Genomic DNA, 18,695 nt, shown 5'->3' on the forward strand with positions numbered 1-18,695 from the left:
GATCTCCGTGGTGCAACGATTCCTGCAATCTTGGGGAACACGGTGTGTGCTGCATCACGTTCAAGTTGAATGATGGTCAGTGAGCGAACCGACGCGCCGTACGTGCGGACGCAGCCTGCAGGGGGTCCAGGTGAGTGCTTCCCGGCGTAGAGGAACCACCGACGAGCTGGGGCCGGACGAACCCGAGCCACGCCGGGACGGTCCCGGGGGACAGGACGTCCCCGACGGGCCCGACGGCTCGGACCTGCTCGCCGCCCTGCTCGACGGCATGGACGCCGCCCTGTGCGCCTTCGACGCGGAGGGCGTGGTCACCCACTGGAACCGCGAGGCCGAGCGCATCCTCGGCTGGAGCGCCGCCGAAGCCGTCGGCCGGCACGGCTTCGCGGGGTGGGCCGTGCGCAGCGCCGACGCCGAGGAGGTCGAGCGGCGCCTCATGTCCGCCATGCACGCCCCCGGCCGGCAGGTCCACGAGTTCGCCCTGCTCACCAAGGACGGCGGCCGTGTCCTCGTCCGCACCCAGTCCGCCGCCGTCCGCGGACCCGACGGATCGCCGGCGGGCCTGTACTGCGCCTTCAGCGAGGTGCACGCGCAGATCGACCTGGAACGCTCCATCGCCCTGAGCGAGGCGCTCTTCGAGGACGCCTCCTGGGGGGTCGTCCTGGTCGACGCCGACCTGCGCCCCGCCATCGTCAACGCGCACGCCGCCCGCGCCCTCGGCACCGGCCGCACCGCCCCGCTCGGCCGCCCCCTGGGGGAACTCCTCTCCCAGGGTGTGGAGGAGCTGGAGAGCGTCCTCACCCACGTCCTGGCCGAGGGCGCGCCGCCCGCGCCCGCCGAGATCTGGGTGGGCGTGCGCACCCCGGAGGGCGAGCGGCGGCGCTGCTGGCGCAGCGGCTTCGTGCGGCTCGCCTCGCCCCTCGCCGAGGAACCCGTGCCCCTCGGTGTGGCCTGGCTCTTCGTCGACGTCACCGACTCCCGGCACACCGAGCAGGAGGCCTCGCTGCTGCGGTTCCGCACCAACCAGCTGCACCGCGCGGCCCGCGCCGCCGCGGAGTGCGACAGTCCCCTGGAAGCGGCCACCGTCCACCTCGACTTCGCGCTCGCCGGGTTCGCCGACCACGCCCTCGTCGACCGGGTGTGCCCCCCGGCGGGCGGTGGGCCGGCCGGCGCGGGCCAGGAGCCGGACACCGCGGACGGGGACGGTCCGCCGGCGCCGCTGCGGCTGGTCCGCGTCACCGCCACTCCCGCCGCGGGCCCCGGCCCCAGCCTGCCCGCCGCGGGCGCCGGGATCCCCGTCCGCTACGGCGAGGGGCACCCCGCCCTGCAGTGCATCGAGCGGACCGGGTCCGTACGGGCCACCGCCGGCACGGCACCGTCCGAGCAGGCCCGCGAATGGGCCATCGCGCGGCAGTGGCCGGCGGACACCGTGCACGCCCTGTGCGCGGTGCTGCGCAGCCGGGGCCGCACCCTGGGCGTGGTCACGTTCCTGCGCTCCCTGGGGCGCGCCCCCTTCGAGCGCGCCGACGCGGCCCACGCCGAGGACGTCGCCGTACGCATCGCGACCGCGCTGGACCTGGCGGACCTGCTGGGACCGGGGTCCGGGCGGTCCTGAGAAAAAGCGGTTGATCGGGGGCCGGACGGTTCTTAGTGTGTGGGGTACACGAGAAGGGAGGTGGTTCGGCAGATGTATGGAAACCGGACGCGTGAGGTGGCTGCGGGCTAGCGGCCCGTCACCACACCCAGTGCGGTGCCGGATCAGCACGTGAGACGTGTGCGGCCGGCCCAATCCCAAGCAGTCACCCGACCCGCGAGCTGCCGGTACGTCCGGCCGGCTTCTCCGCCGCCAGGCGGAGGGACCCAGCTCGCGGGTCGTCTGCGTGCCGGGGGACGCGCCGCCCCGCTTCCCGTGACGACGGCACCCGGTGCCGCTTCGGCGGGCGCTCCCTCCGTGCGCTTCGGCAGGGCCCGAGGGCCGTGCCGGCGGCGCCCCGCGCCCGCTTCGGCCGGGCCGTCGCGCGGAGCACTCCGGTTGTCAGTGGTATGCGTCAGAATTGAGTTCAGGGCCAGCGCACGCGCCGCGGAGTCGCAGGGCTTCCGGCAGAGGTAATCGAGGGGCACGTATGTCCGGACTGATCGACACCACGGAGATGTATCTCCGCACCATCCTCGAGCTGGAGGAGGAAGGCGTCGTCCCCATGCGCGCCCGGATCGCGGAGCGGCTGGACCAGAGCGGGCCGACGGTGAGCCAGACGGTCGCGCGGATGGAGCGCGACGGACTCGTCTCGGTCGCCGCGGACCGGCACCTGGAGCTGACGGACGAGGGCCGCCGGCTGGCCACGCGCGTGATGCGCAAGCACCGGCTGGCGGAGTGCCTGCTGGTCGACGTGATCGGCCTGGAGTGGGAGCAGGTGCACGCCGAGGCGTGCCGCTGGGAGCACGTGATGAGCGAGGCGGTGGAGCGCCGGGTGCTGGAGCTGCTGCGGCATCCGACCGAGTCGCCGTACGGCAATCCGATCCCGGGCCTCGAGGAGCTGGGCGAGAAGGACGGCGCGGACCCGTTCCTGGACGCGGGGCTGGTGTCCCTGGCGGACCTGGATCCGGGTGCCGACGGGAAGACGGTCGTCGTGCGCCGGATCGGTGAGCCGATCCAGACGGACGCGCAGCTGATGTACACGCTGCGCCGGGCGGGCGTGCAGCCCGGCTCGGTGGTGAGCGTGACGGAATCGGCGGGCGGCGTCCTGGTGGGCAGCGGCGGTGAGGCGGCGGAGCTGCAGTCGGAGGTCGCCTCGCACGTCTTCGTCGCCAAGCGCTGACCCGGGGGCGGGCTGCCCGGCAGCGGACCGGCCGGACGAGGGCGGGCGGGACCGGCCTCTGGTGCGCCGGCGGTGGCCGGTTCTCCCCTTGTTCTCCTCGCCGCCTGCCCCGGCGTTTTTCAGCGCGTCGCAGCGGAGCGCTCGCGCGCCGCGCGTGCGACGCTGGGACGGCAGTCCTCTAGGCATATGACGCTCAGGGGTGGGGGAGGATGTGCCGCAGACAGGGAGAGGGCCCCGGCGCCGCACGGCGCCGGGGCCTGTCCTCCCCTGTGCGACCCGGAGCCCCGAGCTCTCAGGGTCGTCCCCCTCGGACCGCTTTTCCCCGAGTGGTCCGCCTCCCGTTGAAGATCTCCCCTCGGCGGCGGCGATCATTCCTTGCGGGGGGTCACTCGAACGAGGGGTGTTCGTGATGCAAGCGGCTTTTTCGAATGAGCATTCGATAATCTGGTGAGCGCCACACGGCTCCGGCAACGGCCGGGAAGAGCCGGGAACGGCCGGGCCCGGCCGGGAGCAGTGGCTGGGGCGGAGCCAGGTCAGAGCTAGGGGGTGCCGGGATCACATGGCGCGACGCATCGACGTGACCGGGGCGGGCGGCGTACGGCTGGCCGCCTGGGAGTTCGCCGAGCCCCCGAAGGGGCCGCCCTTCGTACCGGCCCAGGCCGGGGCGTACCGGCAGGACCTGCCGCAGCAGCTGCCGGGGCCGCCCGATCCGCCCGCTCCGCAGGGTGAGGGCGCGGCCGGGCGGAGCGCCGGGGTGCTCTTGCTCCACGGCCTCATGGGCCGGGCCTCGCACTGGGCGCCGACGGCCCGCTGGCTCTCCGAGCGGCACCGGGCCGTCGCCCTCGACCAGCGCGGCCACGGCCAGAGCGAGAAGCCCCCGCGGGCCGCCCACACCCGGCAGGCCTACGTCGAGGACGCCGAGGCGGCCGTGGAACAGCTCGGCCTCGGCCCGGTCGTCCTCGTGGGGCACGCCATGGGGGCGCTGACCGCCTGGCAGCTCGCCGCACACCGCCCTGACCTGGTGCGCGGCCTGGTCATCTGCGACATGCGGGCCTCCGCGCTGGGCGCGTCCTCCCAGCGCGAGTGGGAGGACTGGTTCAAGACCTGGCCGACGCCCTTCGCCACCCTCGCCGACGTCCGCAAGTGGTTCGGCGAGGACGACCCGTGGGTGGAGCGGCCGAACCCGGCGCGAGGCGCGTTCTACGCCGAGATCATGCACGAGTGCGCCGACGGCTGGCGCCCCGTGTGCGAACCGGAGCAGATGCTCGCCTCCCGCGAGACCTGGGTCTACGACGCGCACTGGGAGGAGCTGGCCCAGGTGCGCTGCCCGGCCCTCGTCGTGCGCGGCCTCGACGGAGAACTCGGCCGGGCGGAGGCCCAGGAGATGGTCCGCGTCCTGCCGCACGGCCAGTACGCGGAGGTCGCCGACGCCGGCCACCTCGTCCACTACGACCGGCCCGACGCCTGGCGGGCGGCCGTCACACCCTTCCTGGAGGCGGTCCTCACCCCATGAACGCGCCGGCCCCCGCGGCACCGGCCGTCCCCCCCGGCCGGGAGCCGGAGGGGCGGTCCGGCCGGGAGGCCCGCGGCGTCCGGCAGCGCCCCTCCGGGCGGTCGGCCGGCCGCGGGGGGCGGCGGGGTTCTCGGTGGGTGGTCCGCGGTGGGTCAGCCCTTGCTGACCGCTGCGAGGATCTCCGGGAGCCGGGTTGCCGTGCGGGGGGCGGCCAGGCGTAGGCCCAGGAGGGTGATCGTGGCGCCGTAGGCCGCGCCCACCGGCAGGAGCAGCCAGCCGAGGCCGTCGCCGGTCGCGCTGACGTTCGTCCAGATCGCCAGCGCGATGACGGGGGAGCACAGCAGGGCCGCGGCGAGCATGCCGCCGACGATGGCGATCCAGGCCAGCCCGGCCTGGCCCGGGGCGACGTTCTTGTAGCCCTCCTGGGGGATGGAGTACGGGAAGCGGACCGACGCCCAGGCCCCGGTCGCCAGCATCGCGCCGAGCAGCGCGAAGGAGAGCCCGAGCACCTCGGGCAGCCGTGCCCAGTCACCGACCAGCGCGGCCGTCAGCACCGTGACGAGGGTGGCGTAGGGCAGGGTCACGACCAGCAGGGCCAGGGCCCGGCCGCGCAGCTCCAGGTAGGCGTCGCGTGGGGAGGAGATGGTCAGCGCGACCATCCAGAACGCGGAGGTGTCCTGGCCGAACTGGTTGTACATCTGGACGCCCAGCATGCCGGCGGCGAAGCACGCCAGGTACACCGAACCGGTGCCCTGGAGGGCGTTGAAGACCGGCACGATCAGGCCGATGGCCAGCGACGTCACCCAGGCCGCCTTGGTCTTCGGGTCGCGCAGGACGTAGCGCAGCGACCGCTCTGTCACGGTGCCCGTGCGGCCGCCCGGGAACAGCCGGGCCGGGCCGCCGCTCCGGGAGCGTCTCCGGCGGGCGTCGGGGGCCTGGACGGTGGAGGAGTCGGGGGTCGTCATCAGCCGGGTCAGGCTGCGCGACCACAGGCCCAGCAGGGCCGCCAGAGCGAGGGCGGTCAGGGCGAGCCGGGCGGCGGCGACACCGTAGGAGCCCTCGCTCGCCGAGTCGACCGCGCCCACCGCCGACGCGGGCGGCACCCAGCGCAGGACCTCCGTCACCGGGTCGAGCCGGCCGAGCCCCGAGGAACCCAGGTGCTGCGCGCCGAAGTTGACCAACTGGGCCCCGATCGCGACGACGAGCCCGCTGAGCACGGCCAGGTCGCGCCCCTTGCGGCTGGTCAGCAGTCGCGTGTTGGCGGCGGCCACGGCCCGGGCGAGTGCCACGCACACCAGCAGCGCCAGGGCGACGGCGAGGACGGCGACGGCGTACGCCGCCGCGCCGTGCGCCACCGAGATCACGCAGCCCACCAGCAGCAGCGCCGTGAACAGCGGCCCGACGCCGGCCAGGGAGGCCGCGAGCAGCGCCCGGACGAGCGGCTGCGGACGCAGCGGCAGCATGACCAGACGGGTCGGATCCAGGGTCTCGTCGCCGCTGGGGAAGAACAGGGGCATCACCGCCCAGCCCAGGGCGAGCACGGCCGCGCTCAGCACGGCCACGGAGACGGCGTGCGGATGGCCGCGCAGCACCGCGAACCCGATCAGCTGCAGGACGCCGAAGAGCAGCGCGAAGACGGCCGAGGTCAGGTACGCCGCGCGCCGCCCGCCGGACTGCCGCAGCCCGTTGCGCAGCAGGGACAGCTTCAGTCGCACCAGGACCGGTGTGAGGCCCTCCGGTGCGCTTGGCCCGCTCATCGGCTACCGCCGCCCAGCCAGTCGAGGTCCGAACCGGCGTCGCGGCCCTGCGCGCCGACGAGTTCGAGGAAGGCCTGCTGGAGGGTCGGCGCGTCGCCGCGCACCTCGGCGAGCGGGCCGTGCGCGCGGATGCGGCCGGCGGCGAGCACGGCCACCCAGTCGCACAGCGACTCGACCAGTTCCATGACGTGCGAGGAGAACACGACCGTCGCGCCGGAGGCGGTGTACCGCTCCAGGACGCCCCGGATGGTCTGCGCGGAGACCGGGTCGACGCCCTCGAACGGCTCGTCCAGGAACAGCACTTCGGGATTGTGCAGCAGTGCCGCGGCGAGCCCGATCTTCTTGCGCATGCCGGTCGAGTAGTCGACGACCAGCTTGTGCTGGGCGCCGGCCAGGTCGAGCACGTCGAGCAGCTGCGTCGCCCGGCGCTCCGCCTCCGCGGCGGGCAGCCCGCGCAACCTGCCTGAATAGGAGAGCAGTTCGCGGCCCGTGAGCCGTTCGAAGAGCCGCAGCCCCTCCGGCAGGACACCGATCCGGGCCTTCACGGCGACCGGGTCCCGCCACACGTCGTGCCCGACGACCTCGACGGTGCCCTGATCGGGCCGCAGCAGCCCGGTCACCATGGACAGCGTGGTGGTCTTCCCGGCCCCGTTCGGCCCGACGAGACCGATGAACCGCCCGGCCGGCAACTCCAGATCGATCCCGGCCACGGCGACCTGCTGTCCGAACCGCTTCCACAGCCCCTGGACCCGTACGGCGCTGGTACTCACCACTGCTGCTCCCTCCGTCAGGAGGAACCCTACGGGGGAGTGGTGTTCTTTCTCCCTGCCGCTACCTGTCCCTGCCGCACGCGTACGCCAGCGCCGACGCCAGCTCCTCCACGTCCGGCAGCCACCGGTTGGCCGGGGTGGGACGGCAGGCCCACTGGACCGCTCCCCGCGATCCGTACCGGGTGGGCGGTGCGGCGATGTAGGCGCCCTCGCCGAGGGCGGTCAGGTCCAGCGAGCCGGGCGACCAGCCCAGCTTGCGCACCAGGCCCGGGAGTTTGGCGCAGGCTCCGGGCAGCACGAGGAACTGCATCCGGCGCTCGGGGGTCAGGGTGACCGGCCCGAGGGTCAGCTCCATCCTTTCCAGGCGGGCCAGGGCGAGGAACCCGGCGGTCTCGGGGACGCAGAGCGCGTCGAAGGCGCGGCCGGTGGGCAGCAGGATCGACGCGGCCGGCTGCTTCTGCCACATACGCCGCGCGACGGTGGCGCTGCCGGTGGCCTGGGCCGCCCAGTCCTCGCGCGCGGGGTGTGCGCCGGGCGCGGCGCAGGCGGCGTCGCCGCAGGAGCAGCGCTGGGTGCCGTCCACGGCTTCCAGCCAGGTGCCGGGGAACACGTCCCAGTGACGCTCCTCGGCGTAGCGAACGGCCGTCTCCAGCAGCGAGTCTCCGCGCTGCTTGGGGATCTGACCGGCAGTCTGTGCGGCTTCGGTGCCCGGGATCGTCTTTTCCACGTTCCACTCAACTTCCGCGCCCACCTGGAGTTACGGGCGCGGCGCCCCGGTCCGCGGCGGGTCCGCGCGCGGGGAGGAGCACCCGGTCCCCGCCCGGGGCGCACGGGTGCATCCACGGGGGCGCGCGGGAGGGGCACCGGCAGGCGCGGGGTAGGGCTGTGTGGGGGCGTTCAGCGGGGGCTCGCGGCGGGGCCGTTCGGCGGGTGCGTCCACCGAAGGCGTCCGCGGGGGGGGTTCGGGCGGGGCGCGACCGGCGACGACCGGGCGGGACGGCTCGTGCGGGGCTGTCCGTGCCGGGACGTCCCCACGGAATGTCCGTGCGGAGGACTCCGCACGGTGGTGTCCGCGCGGAACGTCCGTGCGGGGGACGGCCCCGCGGGGGTGTCCGGGAGGGGGATCGAGGGGGTCCGCTGCGTATTTCGCTCCGTTGTTCCGGCAATCTTCGCATGTCCCGCATTTTCGTTATGTCCGTGGGGCATTGATCTTCACGGCAGGACAACTCCGCCGGAACACGGCGGGATCCGGCCGCGCAGGACACGTCAACGTCGGTGCGTGGGCAGGGCACCGCAGCCACGCGAGCCGCCAGAAAGCAGGGGGTTTACGCCATGGCCGCCAGGCCTCTCGTCGCGCGGCAGCCGAACGAACGGCTGCAGGCGCTCATTCAGGAAGCGGGCTGCTCCAACGCCGGGCTGGCCCGCCGGGTCAACATGTGCGGCGCCGAGCACGGCCTCGACCTGCGGTACGACAAGACCTCCGTGGCGCGCTGGCTGCGCGGGCAGCAGCCGCGGGGGCGGGCCCCGGCGGTCATCGCCGAGGCACTGGGCCGCAAACTCGGCCGTACGGTCACGATCGACGAGATCGGCATGGCCAACGGCAAGAACCTCGCCTCGGGCGTGGGTCTCCAGTTCTCGCCGACGGTGGTGGGGGCCATCGAGCAGGTCTGCGAACTGTGGCGCAGCGACGTGGGCCGCCGTGACTTCCTGTCCGGCTCCTCCGTCGCCGCCTCGGCGCTGGTGGAGCCGAGCCGCGACTGGCTGATCACCGCGCCGGACGGGCAGGTCGCGCGCTCGGCGGGCCCCCGCGTGGGGCAGTCGGACGTGGCGGCGGTACGGGCCATGACCCAGGCGCTCGTCGACCTGGACCACAGTTACGGCAGCGGGCACGTGCGCCCGGTGGTGGTGCACTACCTCAACAGTGTCGTCTCCGGCCTGCTGGCCGGGTCGTACCGGGAGGCGGTGGGCCGCGATCTCTTCGCCGCGGTGGCGCGGTTGACGGAACTGGCCGGATACATGGCCGTGGACACCGGGCAACCCGGCCTCGCCCAGCGCTACTACATCCAGGCGCTGCGGCTCGCCCAGGCGGCCGGGGACCGCGGTTACGGCGGCTATGTGCTGGCCGCCTCCATGAGTCACCTCGCCGCCCAGCTCGGGAACCCGCGGGAGATCGCCCAGTTGGCGCGGGCGGCGCAGGAGGGGGCGCGCGGGCGTGTGACCCCGCGCGCGGAGGCGATGTTCCACGCCGCGGAGGCGCGCGGGCACGCGCTGCTGGGGGACGCGCGGGCGGCGCAGGTGTCGTCCGGGCGCGCAGTGGGCGCGCTGGAGCGGGCCGCGGCGGACTCCGGGGACGATCCCGCCTGGATCGCGCACTTCGACGAGGCCTACCTGGCCGACGAGTTGGCGCACTGCCACCGGGACCTGGGGCAGGCGGAGACCGCCGCGCGGTACGCGGAACAGGCGCTGGCGAGCCATCCGGTGACGCGGGCCAGGCGCCGGGCCATCGGGTACGTGCTCCTCGCCACGGCGCAGGTGCAGCAGCGCGAGATCGAACAGGCCTGCACCACCGGTCTGAAGGCGGTGGACCTGCTGGAGACGCTGAGGTCCAACCGGGGGGCGGAGTACCTGGAGGACTTCCAGCAGCGCCTCGATCCGTACCGGGACGAGGCGGTCGTCAGGGAGTTCGGGGCCAGGCTGGAGGTGCAGATGGCGGCCTGAGCCGCGTGCGGTGAGCCGGACCACAGCGCGCCGCGCGTGGGTTTCGTCACCGGAGGGGCAGGGAAGGAGGTCGCGTCCTGTGCTGCGTAGCACCGGGCTCCGGGGACCCGGTAGCGTGAGCCGACGATTCCGCAAGTCCCCCATTCGTAGGAGTCCCGGTGACGCAGAGTGGACAGGGCGAGGAGCCCTCGGCGCGGCCCGCGCGCGAAGGCATCGTGCTGCCTTCCGACGGTGGGCAGCCCCTGCTGCCGGGCACGACGGGCGGTCCGGGCGGTCTGACACCCGCGCAGCCCGCCGGGCAGGGTCCGGCCCACGCGCCGGCCGGTGGCCAGGCCTGGGGCCAGCCGTGGGGGCCGGGCGCGGAGCAGGCGCCGCCGCAGCCGTCCGGACAGGACTGGCAGACACCGTCCGCCCAGGCCTGGGGCGCCGCCCCGTCCTCCTCGCAGACTCCGCCGGCCCGGTGGGACGCCCAGGGACAGCCCGGCGGCCCCGGTGCGGCGGGCGCGGGCCCGCTCCCCCCGGAGGGCGCCCCGGCCCCGGCGTACGGCACCCAGAGCGGCGGCGCTCAGCCGCCGTACCAGCAGAACCAGGGGTTCCAGGGGGCGGACCACGGGTTCCCGCCGCACCAGCAGCAGCCGCATCAACCCCATCAGCATCAGTACCAGCCGCAGCAGGGTGCCCCCGGGCAGGCCGCGCCGCTGCCCCCGGCGGGTCCGGGCCCGTACGGCACCCCGCGGTCCGGCGGCGCCCCGCTGCCGCCCGCGGGCCCGGCGCCCTACGGTCTTCCGGCCGCCGGGCAGGGCGGCCGCGGGGCGCCCGCGGACGAGGGCGCGACCCAGTTCCTGCCGCCGGTGCCCGCCGTGCCGGCGGACGAGGGGGCCACGCAGTTCCTGCCGCCGGTGCCCGCCGCACCGGCGGACGAGGGCGCGACGCAGTACATACCGCCGGTGCCGGCGGGCGCCATGCCGCCGGAGACGTCCGGTGACCCCTCGACCCGGTTCCTGGGGCATGTGCCGCAGGGCGGCGGCGCGCCCGGCGCCGGGCCGGACGCCGAGGCCACCCAGTTCATCGCGCCGGTGGACGCCCAGGCGGGCGGGCCGGCGGCGCCGTACGGCGCGGGCCCCGGCGGCCCCGGCGCTCCCGGTGGGCGGCAGACGCCCGCCGAGTTCGACAGCCTCTTCCGCGACGGCGCGGGCGGCGGGGCGCCGGCCACCCAGCAGATACCGCGCTTCCAGCAGCCGTACGACGGCCGTCCGGGTCCCGGCGGTCGCGCCGGCGCCCCGCCCGTCCAGCCCGGCCCGGGGGGTCCCGGCGGCCCGGGTCAGCCGCAGTTCGCCGGGCAGCCGGCCGCCGGAGGCGGGGACGGCGGCGGTCGCCGGACGCGCTCGCGGGTTCCGCTGATCGCGGCCGTGGGCGTCGGCATCGTCGCCCTCGGCGTGGGCGCCGGTGCGCTGCTCAGCGGCGGCGGTGGCGGTGACGGCGGTCAGCACACCGAGAAGGCCGCCGGCGTCTCCTCGGCCGCTCCTTCCACCGGCGGTGCCAGTTCGGCGCCCGCCGCGGACCCGGCCCGGCAGCAGGCCGTCGCGCTGGACAAGCTGCTGGCCGACAGCGGCAGCAGCCGCGCGTCCGTGATCAAGGCGGTGGCCGACGTCAAGGGGTGCGACAACCTCGGCGGGGCGGCCTCCGACCTGCGCGCCGCCGCCAGGCAGCGCGGCGAGCTGGTGACGCGGCTGGGGTCGCTGCCCGTGGACAAGCTGCCCGAACACGCCGCGCTGACCAGCGCGCTCACCAGCGCCTGGAAGGCGTCCCAGTCGGCCGACCAGCACTACGCGGCCTGGGCCGACCAGACGCACGGCAAGAAGGGGTGCCAGAAGGGCCACGCGCGCATCACCAGCCACGCCAAGGCCGGCAACCAGCAGAGCGGCGTGGCCAGCGCGCAGAAGGCCAAGGCCGCCCGGCTGTGGAACGTCATCGCGAAGAAGTACGGCCTCACCGAACGCCAGCCGACCCAGCTCTGAGCCCGGCCGTGCGCTGGGGCGGCCCCTGCGGGCCCGCACCGGCTACGGGTCCGGCCCGGCTCTGAACCCGGCCCGGCCCCCGGATCCGGCCCCGCCGGACCCGGCCCGGCTCCGAGCCCGGTGCTGACCAGCGTCCCCCGGCCGCGGCGGCCGTTCAGTCCGTGTCCGCGTCCTGGAGCGTCTTCGTCACGTCGACGAATCCCTTGGTGGCCGACACCAGGCGGCCCCCGCGCACCACCTGGAGGGTCACGTCGGCGTTGGCCAGGCGGGCGAAGCCGGTGGAGGCGAAGGGGCCCGACAGGGGCCACCGCAGCCGCGGGGTCAGCCCGCCCGTGTCGACGGCCAGTCCGGAGTCGAGGGTGCGCCGTACGGTGTCGGCGTTCACCGGCCCGGAGCCGATCCGCTCCAGGACGGCGCGCAGGACGGTGTACGCGATCCACGTGGTCTGCACCCCGGCGTCGGTGGGGTCCACGCGGTTGTCACCGAAGGCCTGCGCGTTGATCACCTTCTTCATCGCGTCCCAGCGGGGGTCGTCCGCGACCGGGTACCAGCCGGTGATGGACGCCCCCTCGTAGGGCCCCGAGGCCCCGCCGCTCGCGTCGATCACGGTCTGGTCCACGCTGCCGAGCACGGCGGCGGTGCGTACCGCCGGGTACTCCTGGCGGGCCCGGCGGAAGGAGTCCATGAAGATGTTGGTGCGCTCGCCCAGGGCCGGGACCACACAGCCCTTCCTCCCCGGCACGGCGGACGCCTGCGCCAGGGCCTTCGCCGCCTCCCCGGAGTACTCGGTGGCGTCCTCGGCGGCCAGTTGGTCGTGGGCCCGGCCGTGGCCGCCGGCCTTCAGTCCGGCGTCGAGCAGGCCGGGCAGCTCGTCGCCCGCGATGCTGTCGGGCCGGACCAGGGCGACCGGACCGCAGCGCGGGGCGAGCACCCGGCCGAGGCCGACCAGCAGGGCGGGCTGCCCGCCGTTGACGGGATAGGACAGGGCGCGGGTGAACTCGGCGGTGGTGACGCCGTACCCGCCGATGTAGGGGATGCCCGCGCTCTCCAGCGGCGGGAAGAAGGAGTCGCTGTACTGGCTGTAGGAGCCGACGACGGCGGCGACGTCCTCTTTGACGGCGAGCCGGGCGCACTTGGCGGCGGCCACGCGTGTCGTTGCTGTCGTTGCAGGTCACGACCTTGAGCTTGTGCCCGGCGATGCCGCCCGCGGCGTTGACCCAGCGGGCGTAGGCGCGGGCCATGGCGGGCATGCCGGGTTTGTTGGTCGCCGGGGTGCCGTCCGGCGCCCAGGTCATCACGGTGACGGTGCCGTCCCCGGAGCCCCCCGTGGCACCGGGGACGACACCGCAGCCGGCGGAGAGCGACGCGCACGCCGCCAGGGCGCCCGCGGTGAGCAGGTGCCGCCTCGGTCCGGCGGCCCGCGCGGGTGCGGGGAGGGATGCGTTGCGCCTGAGTCGCCTGCCGGTCATGCAACGGCACGATTCCGGCACATCCCTAACCCGGGAGTGACCCATGGCCGACAATGGGTGACGCGAAGGTGAATTGCGGGGGGCGGCGGGGACGCCGGTGAGGAGAACGTACGATCGATGACCGTGCAAGGTTCGGAGAACTCTTCCCGTCGCGGCCGCCGCTCCTCCACCATGGGCGGCATGCCACTCAACGACATGCCGTGGTGGCGCTGGCGCAGCAATGTGCGCTCCGCGCTGCACATGCTCTCCGACCCGGTGTTCCAGCGGGACGTCTGGCTGGCGGGCGTCGAGGGGTACGGCGACGTCACCGACGCCGTCTACCGCCTGGTCGAGGACACCTGGCTGGACAACTGGTCCGCCGAGAAGTACGTCGGCACGATCTTCCGGGACTCGCAGGAGGCGGCGCTCGTCGACACGGCCGTGCTGCGGGTGCTGCGGATCATGCACCAGGTCGGGCCGGACGCGCCGGTGGCCGCGTACCTCGAACACCACGGCTGGCCGGAGGCGGTGCGGGCGGCGCGCGACGCGCACCTGCGCCTGGCGGCCAGTGACGGTGACGACCCGGACACCCCGCCGCGCAGCCTGGAGGTTTTGCGCCTCATGACCCGCGCCGCGTAGCCGGCGCGGCACCCGCGCGCCACGCGGCTTTCGGTCCGCTCGCCACACGGCCTTCGGCCCCCGGGACACCCGGCCTTCGGTCCGCGCCTCACGCGGCTTTCGGCCCGCTCGTCATGCGGTTCTCGGTCCGCACGCCACACGGATTCGGTCCGCTCGCCACGCGGCTTTCGGCCCGCGCGTCGTACGGCGTCGGGCCGCCGGCCGCGGGCGCGGCACCGTCCCGTCCTGCGGACGGACGTCCGCGGCGGGGCGCCCGTGTGGGACCCTGTCCTGCATGACTGAGCAGTCCCCCGTATCCGCGACGGCCCCGGCCGACCAGTACCTGCTGACCCTCTCCTGCCCGGACAAAAAGGGCATCGTGCACGCCGTGTCGAGCTACTTGTTCATGACCGGCTGCAACATCGTGGACAGCCAGCAGTTCGGTGACCAGGACACGGGACTGTTCTTCATGCGGGTCCACTTCTCCGCCGAGTCCTCGGTGACCGTGGAGAAGCTGCGCGCCAGCTTCGCGGCGGTCGGCGACTCCTTCGGCATGGACTGGCAGCTGCACCCGGCCGAGACGAAGATGCGGATCGTGCTGATGGTGAGCAGGTTCGGGCACTGCCTGAACGACCTGCTCTTCCGCGCGCGGACCGGCGCGCTGCCGGTGGAGATCGCCGCGGTGGTGTCGAACCACACGGACTTCGCCGAGCTGGTGGGGTCGTACAACATCCCGTTCCATCACATTCCGGTGACCCGGGACACCAAGGCCGAGGCCGAGGCGCGGCTGCTGGAGATCGTGCGCGAGGAGAACGTCGAACTGGTGGTCCTCGCCCGCTACATGCAGGTCCTCTCCGACGACCTGTGCAAGCAGCTCAGCGGCCGGATCATCAACATCCACCACTCCTTCCTCCCGAGCTTCAAGGGCGCCAAGCCGTACCACCAGGCGCACGCCCGGGGCGTGAAGCTGATCGGCGCGACCGCGCACTACGTCACCGCCGACCTCGACGAGGGCCCGATCATCGAGCAGGAGGTCGAACGGGTCGGCCACGGCGTCACCCCCGACCAGCTCGTCGCGATCGGCCGGGACGTGGAGTGCCAGGCCCTGGCCCGCGCGGTCAAGTGGCACGCCGAGCACCGCATCCTGCTCAACGGCCGGCGCACGGTGGTCTTCGCCTAGCCGGGCCCTGCCCTGCGGATCGTGCCCCGGACGCGGGGGCGGCACGCCCGTCTTCGGCGTTGTCCGCCCGGCGCCGTCACAGCCGGCTCAGGGACGCCGCCGCGTGCAGCACGTCGCTGATCGCGTCGGCGTCGCCGGCCTGGCCGGCCGCCGCCTCGCGTGGCGCGACGTGCCCGGCCGCGAGCCGGCAGAACTCGACCCCGTCCAGCGCGACATGGGCCACCTGGTGCTCCGCGGAACCCGTCGCGCCCGGTGAGTCGAGCGGGATCAGCCACTCGCCGCCGCCCCTCCCCTCGATCTCCAGCCGCAGGCTGCGCCCGGGCCGGCCCGCCGGCACCAGGTGCCGGGTGCGGGCGGGCGCCGCGAGGCCCGCCCGGCGCCGGGCGGCGAGCACCCCCGGCAGGGATCGGGCCGCGAGATCGATCATCGCGTGCAGATGCCGCGGGGCGGGCGGATCGTAGGGGTAGTCCACCGCCTCCGCGACGTCCTCCGCGTGGATCCAGCACGCGAAGGCCCGGTCGAGCAGCGCGTCCCGCAGCGGCAGCGCGGGACCGCCGCCGTACGGCACCGCCGGCGGCCCGCAGGAACTCGCGGCCCCGCCCGCCCCGCCGGCCGCACCCGCCCCCGTGTCCCCTCCGGCACAGGACGCCGCGCGGACGATGGCGTGGGTCCGGTCCCGCCAGGGTCTGCGGACGGCGTGGGTCTGCGGCGGGTGCGCCGCCCGGCAGTACGCCTCGGCGCTGGCCGCGGGCGTCGGGCCGGCCGCGGGCAGGCCCCCGAGCGGGTCCTCCAGCCCGAGCGCGCCCGCGACGAGCCCGTCGACGCTCATCAGATGCGCGACGACCCCGGCGACCGTCGTACGGCGGCTCACCTGCCGTCCGCCCTCGAACCACCGCAGCCGCACCGGCGCGTGCCACTCGGCGTCCCCGATGTCCTGCAGCAGCGCGTCCAGGCGCGCGGTCTCCGCGTCGTAGGGCGCCGCCCACCCGGGGACCGGCACGCGCGCCGGCCTCCGTTCCAGACAGGCGTCCAGGACCCGGGCGCGCAGCCCGGGATCCAGGTCGAGGCTGTCGGGCCGGTGCAGCAGGCCGACCGCGTCCCGCAGCCGCAGCGCCTCGTCCGCGCAGTCGCCGCAGCCGCCCAGGTGCTCCTGGACGGCCGTCGTCTCCTCCGGCGAGCAGGCGGCCAGTGCCCAGGCTCCGAGGAGCGACTTCAGGACGTGATGCTCCAGCACGGCCGGGTCCTTCTGCCCGGTCGGTCCTCCCCGGCCGGACGGCGCCGGCCCGCCGGTCCCGCTCATGCCGCACCCCCGGGTCCGGGCGGTGCGCCGGGGCCGCCGGTGCCGCGCCCGGCGTCGTGGGCGGTGGACAGCAGTTGCAGGCCCAGGCGCAGGCGCCGGCGGGCCTCGTCCTCGCCCACGCCGAGGGCCGCGGCGGTCTGCCGGTAGTCGCACCGCTGGAAGCAGGCCAGTTCGAGGGCGGCGCGCAGCGGGGCCGGCATGGAGTGGACGATGTGGTCGGCGCGGGCGGCCACGGAGGCCCGGCGCACCTTGTGCTCCAGTTCCTCCGGTGAACCCGTGCCGCCGGCGGCCGGCGCGGCGGTCTCGGTGACGCGCAGGCGCTGTACGGCGAGCCGGTGGGCCAGCGCGGCCACCCAGGAGCGCAGCGGGCCCTGGGCGGGATCGTAGGCGTCGGGATGCTGCCAGACCTGTGCGAAGACCTCGCGGGTGATGCTGTCGGCAGCCTGTTCGTCCCCGAGCACGCGGCGGGCGAGCCCGTGCACGAGCGAGGCGAACCGGTCGTACAGCTCGCCGAGGGCGGCGGCCTCTCCGTGCACCAGCCGCTGCTGCATCCTGCGGTCCCAGCGGGGCGGTGCGTCCGTCTTCGTCATGCGGCCCCCTTCACGCCCGGCCGTGCCGTGCCGCCGCCCGGCCGGTCCCTGGTCCAGCGTGTCTGCCTGATCTCCTCGAATGTAGTCGGCACGTTCGCCCGCGCACGCCCCTTTGTGGCGATGTGCGCCCCCTGAAGAGCCCCAGGTGGTAAAGGGGCGCGTGGAGGGGGCACGGTGGGGGCGCGGGCAGGTGGTTACCCCTTATACCCTTCTGTTTCGGATCAACTCTGATCGAACGCGACGGAAGATGACCGAAACGAGTCCTTCAACGCACCATGGTCGTTTGCTGGGCGGTGTTTGGGGGAACGGCCGCTGGGCAGCCGCGCGGAAAGAAGCGTAGGAACTGCTTCCGTTTCCGGGCGGTTCCGGGGAAGATCCGGCGAGCGGAGGGCAGGCCGTGGTGTTGAACGTGACCGGCGACGGGCAGGGCGGGTGGAGCGTGCTCAGGGTCGCGGGCGAACTGGACCTGGTGACCTCCCCGGTGCTGCGGCAGCGCATCCACGCGGTGGTGGCCGAGGGCCGGCACGACCTCGTGCTGGACCTCTCGGACGTCTTCTTCTGCGACTCCAGCGGCGTCGGCGTGCTCATCGCCGCCCGCCGCCTGATCCGTTCCTGCCAGGGCCGGCTGCGGCTGATCCTGCCCGCCGGTGGTGCGGTCGAGGGATCCCACGTCAACCGTGTGCTCGGCGCCCTCGGCGTCCGCCGCCTCTTCGACGTCTACCCCGACCTGGCGTCGGCCGTCGACGAGGAACCCCTGTCCGCCTGAGCCTCCCGTCGCACGGCCGTGTCCCGGAATTCACCCGGTCCTGGCACAACCGTGGCTTTCCCGTCCCCGGACGGCCGCCCGCGTCGTACGCTCCGTGCCAAGTGCACCCCCAGACGTGAGGCGGCCCGAGAAGACATGGTCAGCAGCGAGTACGAGCGCAGGATCGGGGCCCGGTTCGCCACCTTCGACCAGGACGGCAACGGCTACATCGACCGCGAGGACTTCAGCATGGCGGCCAAGGCGCTGCTCGCCGAGTTCCACACCGCCGCCCGCTCCGACAAGGGCCAGGCCCTCTACGCCGGCGCGGAGGCCTTCTGGCAGGGCATGGCGGGGATCGCCGACCGGGACGGTGACCAGCGCATCACCCGCGAGGAGTTCGTCACCGGCGCGGTCAAGCGGCTGCGCGACAACCCCGGGCGGTTCGCGGAGATCGCGCGCCCCTTCCTGCACGCCGCCCTGGCCGTCGCGGACACCGACGGCGACGGCGCCGTCGCCGTCGAGGACACCGTGCGGGTGCTCAGGGCACTCGGGGTGCCCGAGGAGGTGGCGCGGGCGACCGCCGCCGTGCTCGACACCGACACCGACGGCCAGGTGCGCGAACAGGAGATCGTGCCCGCGTTCGCCCGCTACTTCACCGTCACCGAGTAGTACCGGACCGCCCCGGCCGGGGAGCCCCGGCCCCGTCTCCCTGCCGCGCACGGCCGCGGGTGACCGTACGTCCGTGGACCGCGCGCTCCGGCAGACCGTACGCCCGCGGACCGTACGGCCGTACGGTCGAACCGGCGCCTGGGTCGCGCGGGTGTGCGAGCGGGGAGGGCAACACGCCCGGCCGCGCGAGGAGTTCGCGGCGGCCCGCGCGGGTTCAACGGTGGTGCGGCAGGCGTGCGCGGGCCCGTGCGCCGGGGTCCGGTGCGGCCCGGCGCACGGGCGGGCGCGGCGCGCCGCCCTCGGCACCGGCGTCCGGATCACCCGGTGGGAGCCGAGGCGGTCCGTACGGCGCGCGGCGGACCCACCGGTGCGCCCCGCCCCTTCCCGCTCCGGGGACACCGCGCTGCCCGCACCGGTCTCACCAGGCAGTCCTCCGCCCCGCCCGCCGCTCCCGGCGGGCGGCGCGGCCGGTCCCGCCCCGGCGCTCCCGCGACGCGGAGTGAGGGGCGCCCGGAGCCGGCCCCGGTGCCGGAATGCCGCGCGTCTCCGTGCCCAT

The 18,695-nt window shown here is 74.9% G+C and carries 14 protein-coding genes and 1 pseudogene; 9 read left to right on the forward strand and 6 right to left on the reverse strand.

Going from position 1 to position 18,695, the window contains the following annotated elements; all coding sequences use genetic code 11:
• Positions 1-79: 79 nt before the first annotated feature.
• The 3 genes from IG64_RS23090 to IG64_RS23100 all read left to right on the forward strand — a co-directional run bounded on the left by IG64_RS23090 (position 80) and on the right by IG64_RS23100 (position 4,326).
• Positions 80-1,612: a PAS domain-containing protein gene (locus tag IG64_RS23090; RefSeq protein WP_234438594.1), complete on the forward strand. Its 1,533-nt coding sequence runs from the start codon at positions 80-82 to the stop codon at positions 1,610-1,612.
• 508 nt (positions 1,613-2,120) lie between these two features.
• Entirely contained in the window at positions 2,121-2,813 is a 693-nt protein-coding gene (locus IG64_RS23095; RefSeq protein ID WP_037859327.1) for a metal-dependent transcriptional regulator, read from the forward strand.
• 559 nt (positions 2,814-3,372) lie between these two features.
• Positions 3,373-4,326, forward strand: coding sequence for an alpha/beta fold hydrolase (locus tag IG64_RS23100; protein WP_037859329.1), 954 nt, complete (start codon positions 3,373-3,375; stop codon positions 4,324-4,326).
• A 152-nt stretch (positions 4,327-4,478) separates the two neighbouring features.
• Here IG64_RS23100 and IG64_RS23105 read toward each other — a convergent pair whose 3' ends face one another.
• The 3 genes from IG64_RS23105 to IG64_RS23115 are packed head-to-tail and all read right to left on the reverse strand — an operon-like array spanning position 4,479 to position 7,580.
• Positions 4,479-6,083, reverse strand: coding sequence for a hypothetical protein (locus tag IG64_RS23105; protein ID WP_037859331.1), 1,605 nt, complete (start codon positions 6,081-6,083; stop codon positions 4,479-4,481).
• Entirely contained in the window at positions 6,080-6,874 is a 795-nt protein-coding gene (locus IG64_RS23110; protein ID WP_037859333.1) for an ABC transporter ATP-binding protein, read from the reverse strand. The genes IG64_RS23105 and IG64_RS23110 overlap by 4 nt, the downstream gene beginning before the upstream one ends.
• A 40-nt stretch (positions 6,875-6,914) precedes the next feature.
• Positions 6,915-7,580 carry a bifunctional DNA primase/polymerase gene (locus IG64_RS23115; protein WP_037859335.1) on the reverse strand — a complete coding sequence of 222 codons (666 nt, stop codon included), beginning with the start codon at positions 7,578-7,580 and terminating at the stop codon, positions 6,915-6,917.
• A gap of 605 nt (positions 7,581-8,185) precedes the next feature.
• Between IG64_RS23115 and IG64_RS23120 the strand changes: the two genes are divergently transcribed.
• Both IG64_RS23120 and IG64_RS23125 read left to right on the forward strand, forming a co-directional pair.
• The gene (locus IG64_RS23120; protein ID WP_037859337.1) at positions 8,186-9,571 is read left to right on the forward strand and encodes a hypothetical protein; all 1,386 of its coding nucleotides are present in this window, start codon (positions 8,186-8,188) and stop codon (positions 9,569-9,571) included.
• A 158-nt stretch (positions 9,572-9,729) separates the two neighbouring features.
• Positions 9,730-11,589, forward strand: coding sequence for a hypothetical protein (locus IG64_RS23125; RefSeq protein ID WP_037859339.1), 1,860 nt, complete (start codon positions 9,730-9,732; stop codon positions 11,587-11,589).
• A 154-nt stretch (positions 11,590-11,743) separates the two neighbouring features.
• On the opposite strand, the pseudogene IG64_RS23130 reads toward IG64_RS23125, so the two are convergent.
• A pseudogene (locus tag IG64_RS23130) lies at positions 11,744-13,058 on the reverse strand (ABC transporter substrate-binding protein).
• A gap of 117 nt (positions 13,059-13,175) precedes the next feature.
• On the opposite strand from IG64_RS23130, the gene IG64_RS23135 reads away from it, so the two are divergent.
• Both IG64_RS23135 and purU read left to right on the forward strand, forming a co-directional pair.
• Entirely contained in the window at positions 13,176-13,676 is a 501-nt protein-coding gene (locus IG64_RS23135; RefSeq protein WP_037859340.1) for an SCO4402 family protein, read from the forward strand.
• Between the two features lie 274 nt (positions 13,677-13,950).
• Positions 13,951-14,835: a formyltetrahydrofolate deformylase gene (gene purU, locus IG64_RS23140; protein WP_037859342.1), complete on the forward strand. Its 885-nt coding sequence runs from the start codon at positions 13,951-13,953 to the stop codon at positions 14,833-14,835.
• Positions 14,836-14,911: 76 nt separating this feature from the next.
• On the opposite strand, the gene IG64_RS23145 is transcribed toward purU, so the two are convergent.
• Both IG64_RS23145 and IG64_RS23150 read right to left on the reverse strand, forming a co-directional pair.
• Positions 14,912-16,069, reverse strand: a complete 1,158-nt coding sequence (locus tag IG64_RS23145; protein ID WP_037859432.1) for a zf-HC2 domain-containing protein — start codon at positions 16,067-16,069, stop codon at positions 14,912-14,914.
• A 62-nt stretch (positions 16,070-16,131) separates the two neighbouring features.
• Complete coding sequence (locus tag IG64_RS23150; RefSeq protein WP_037859344.1) at positions 16,132-16,725, reverse strand: sigma-70 family RNA polymerase sigma factor; 594 nt, start codon at positions 16,723-16,725, stop codon at positions 16,132-16,134.
• A gap of 397 nt (positions 16,726-17,122) precedes the next feature.
• Between IG64_RS23150 and IG64_RS23155 the strand changes: the two genes are divergently transcribed.
• Both IG64_RS23155 and IG64_RS23160 read left to right on the forward strand, forming a co-directional pair.
• A complete protein-coding gene (locus IG64_RS23155; RefSeq protein ID WP_037859345.1) occupies positions 17,123-17,491 on the forward strand; it encodes an STAS domain-containing protein in 369 nt (122 codons plus the stop codon).
• 135 nt (positions 17,492-17,626) lie between these two features.
• Positions 17,627-18,139: an EF-hand domain-containing protein gene (locus IG64_RS23160; RefSeq protein WP_037859349.1), complete on the forward strand. Its 513-nt coding sequence runs from the start codon at positions 17,627-17,629 to the stop codon at positions 18,137-18,139.
• The last annotated feature ends 556 nt before the right edge of the window (positions 18,140-18,695 follow it).

Source organism: Streptomyces sp. NRRL S-340, from assembly GCF_000720185.1.
In the GTDB taxonomy this organism is placed as follows: Bacteria; Actinomycetota; Actinomycetes; order Streptomycetales; family Streptomycetaceae; genus Streptomyces.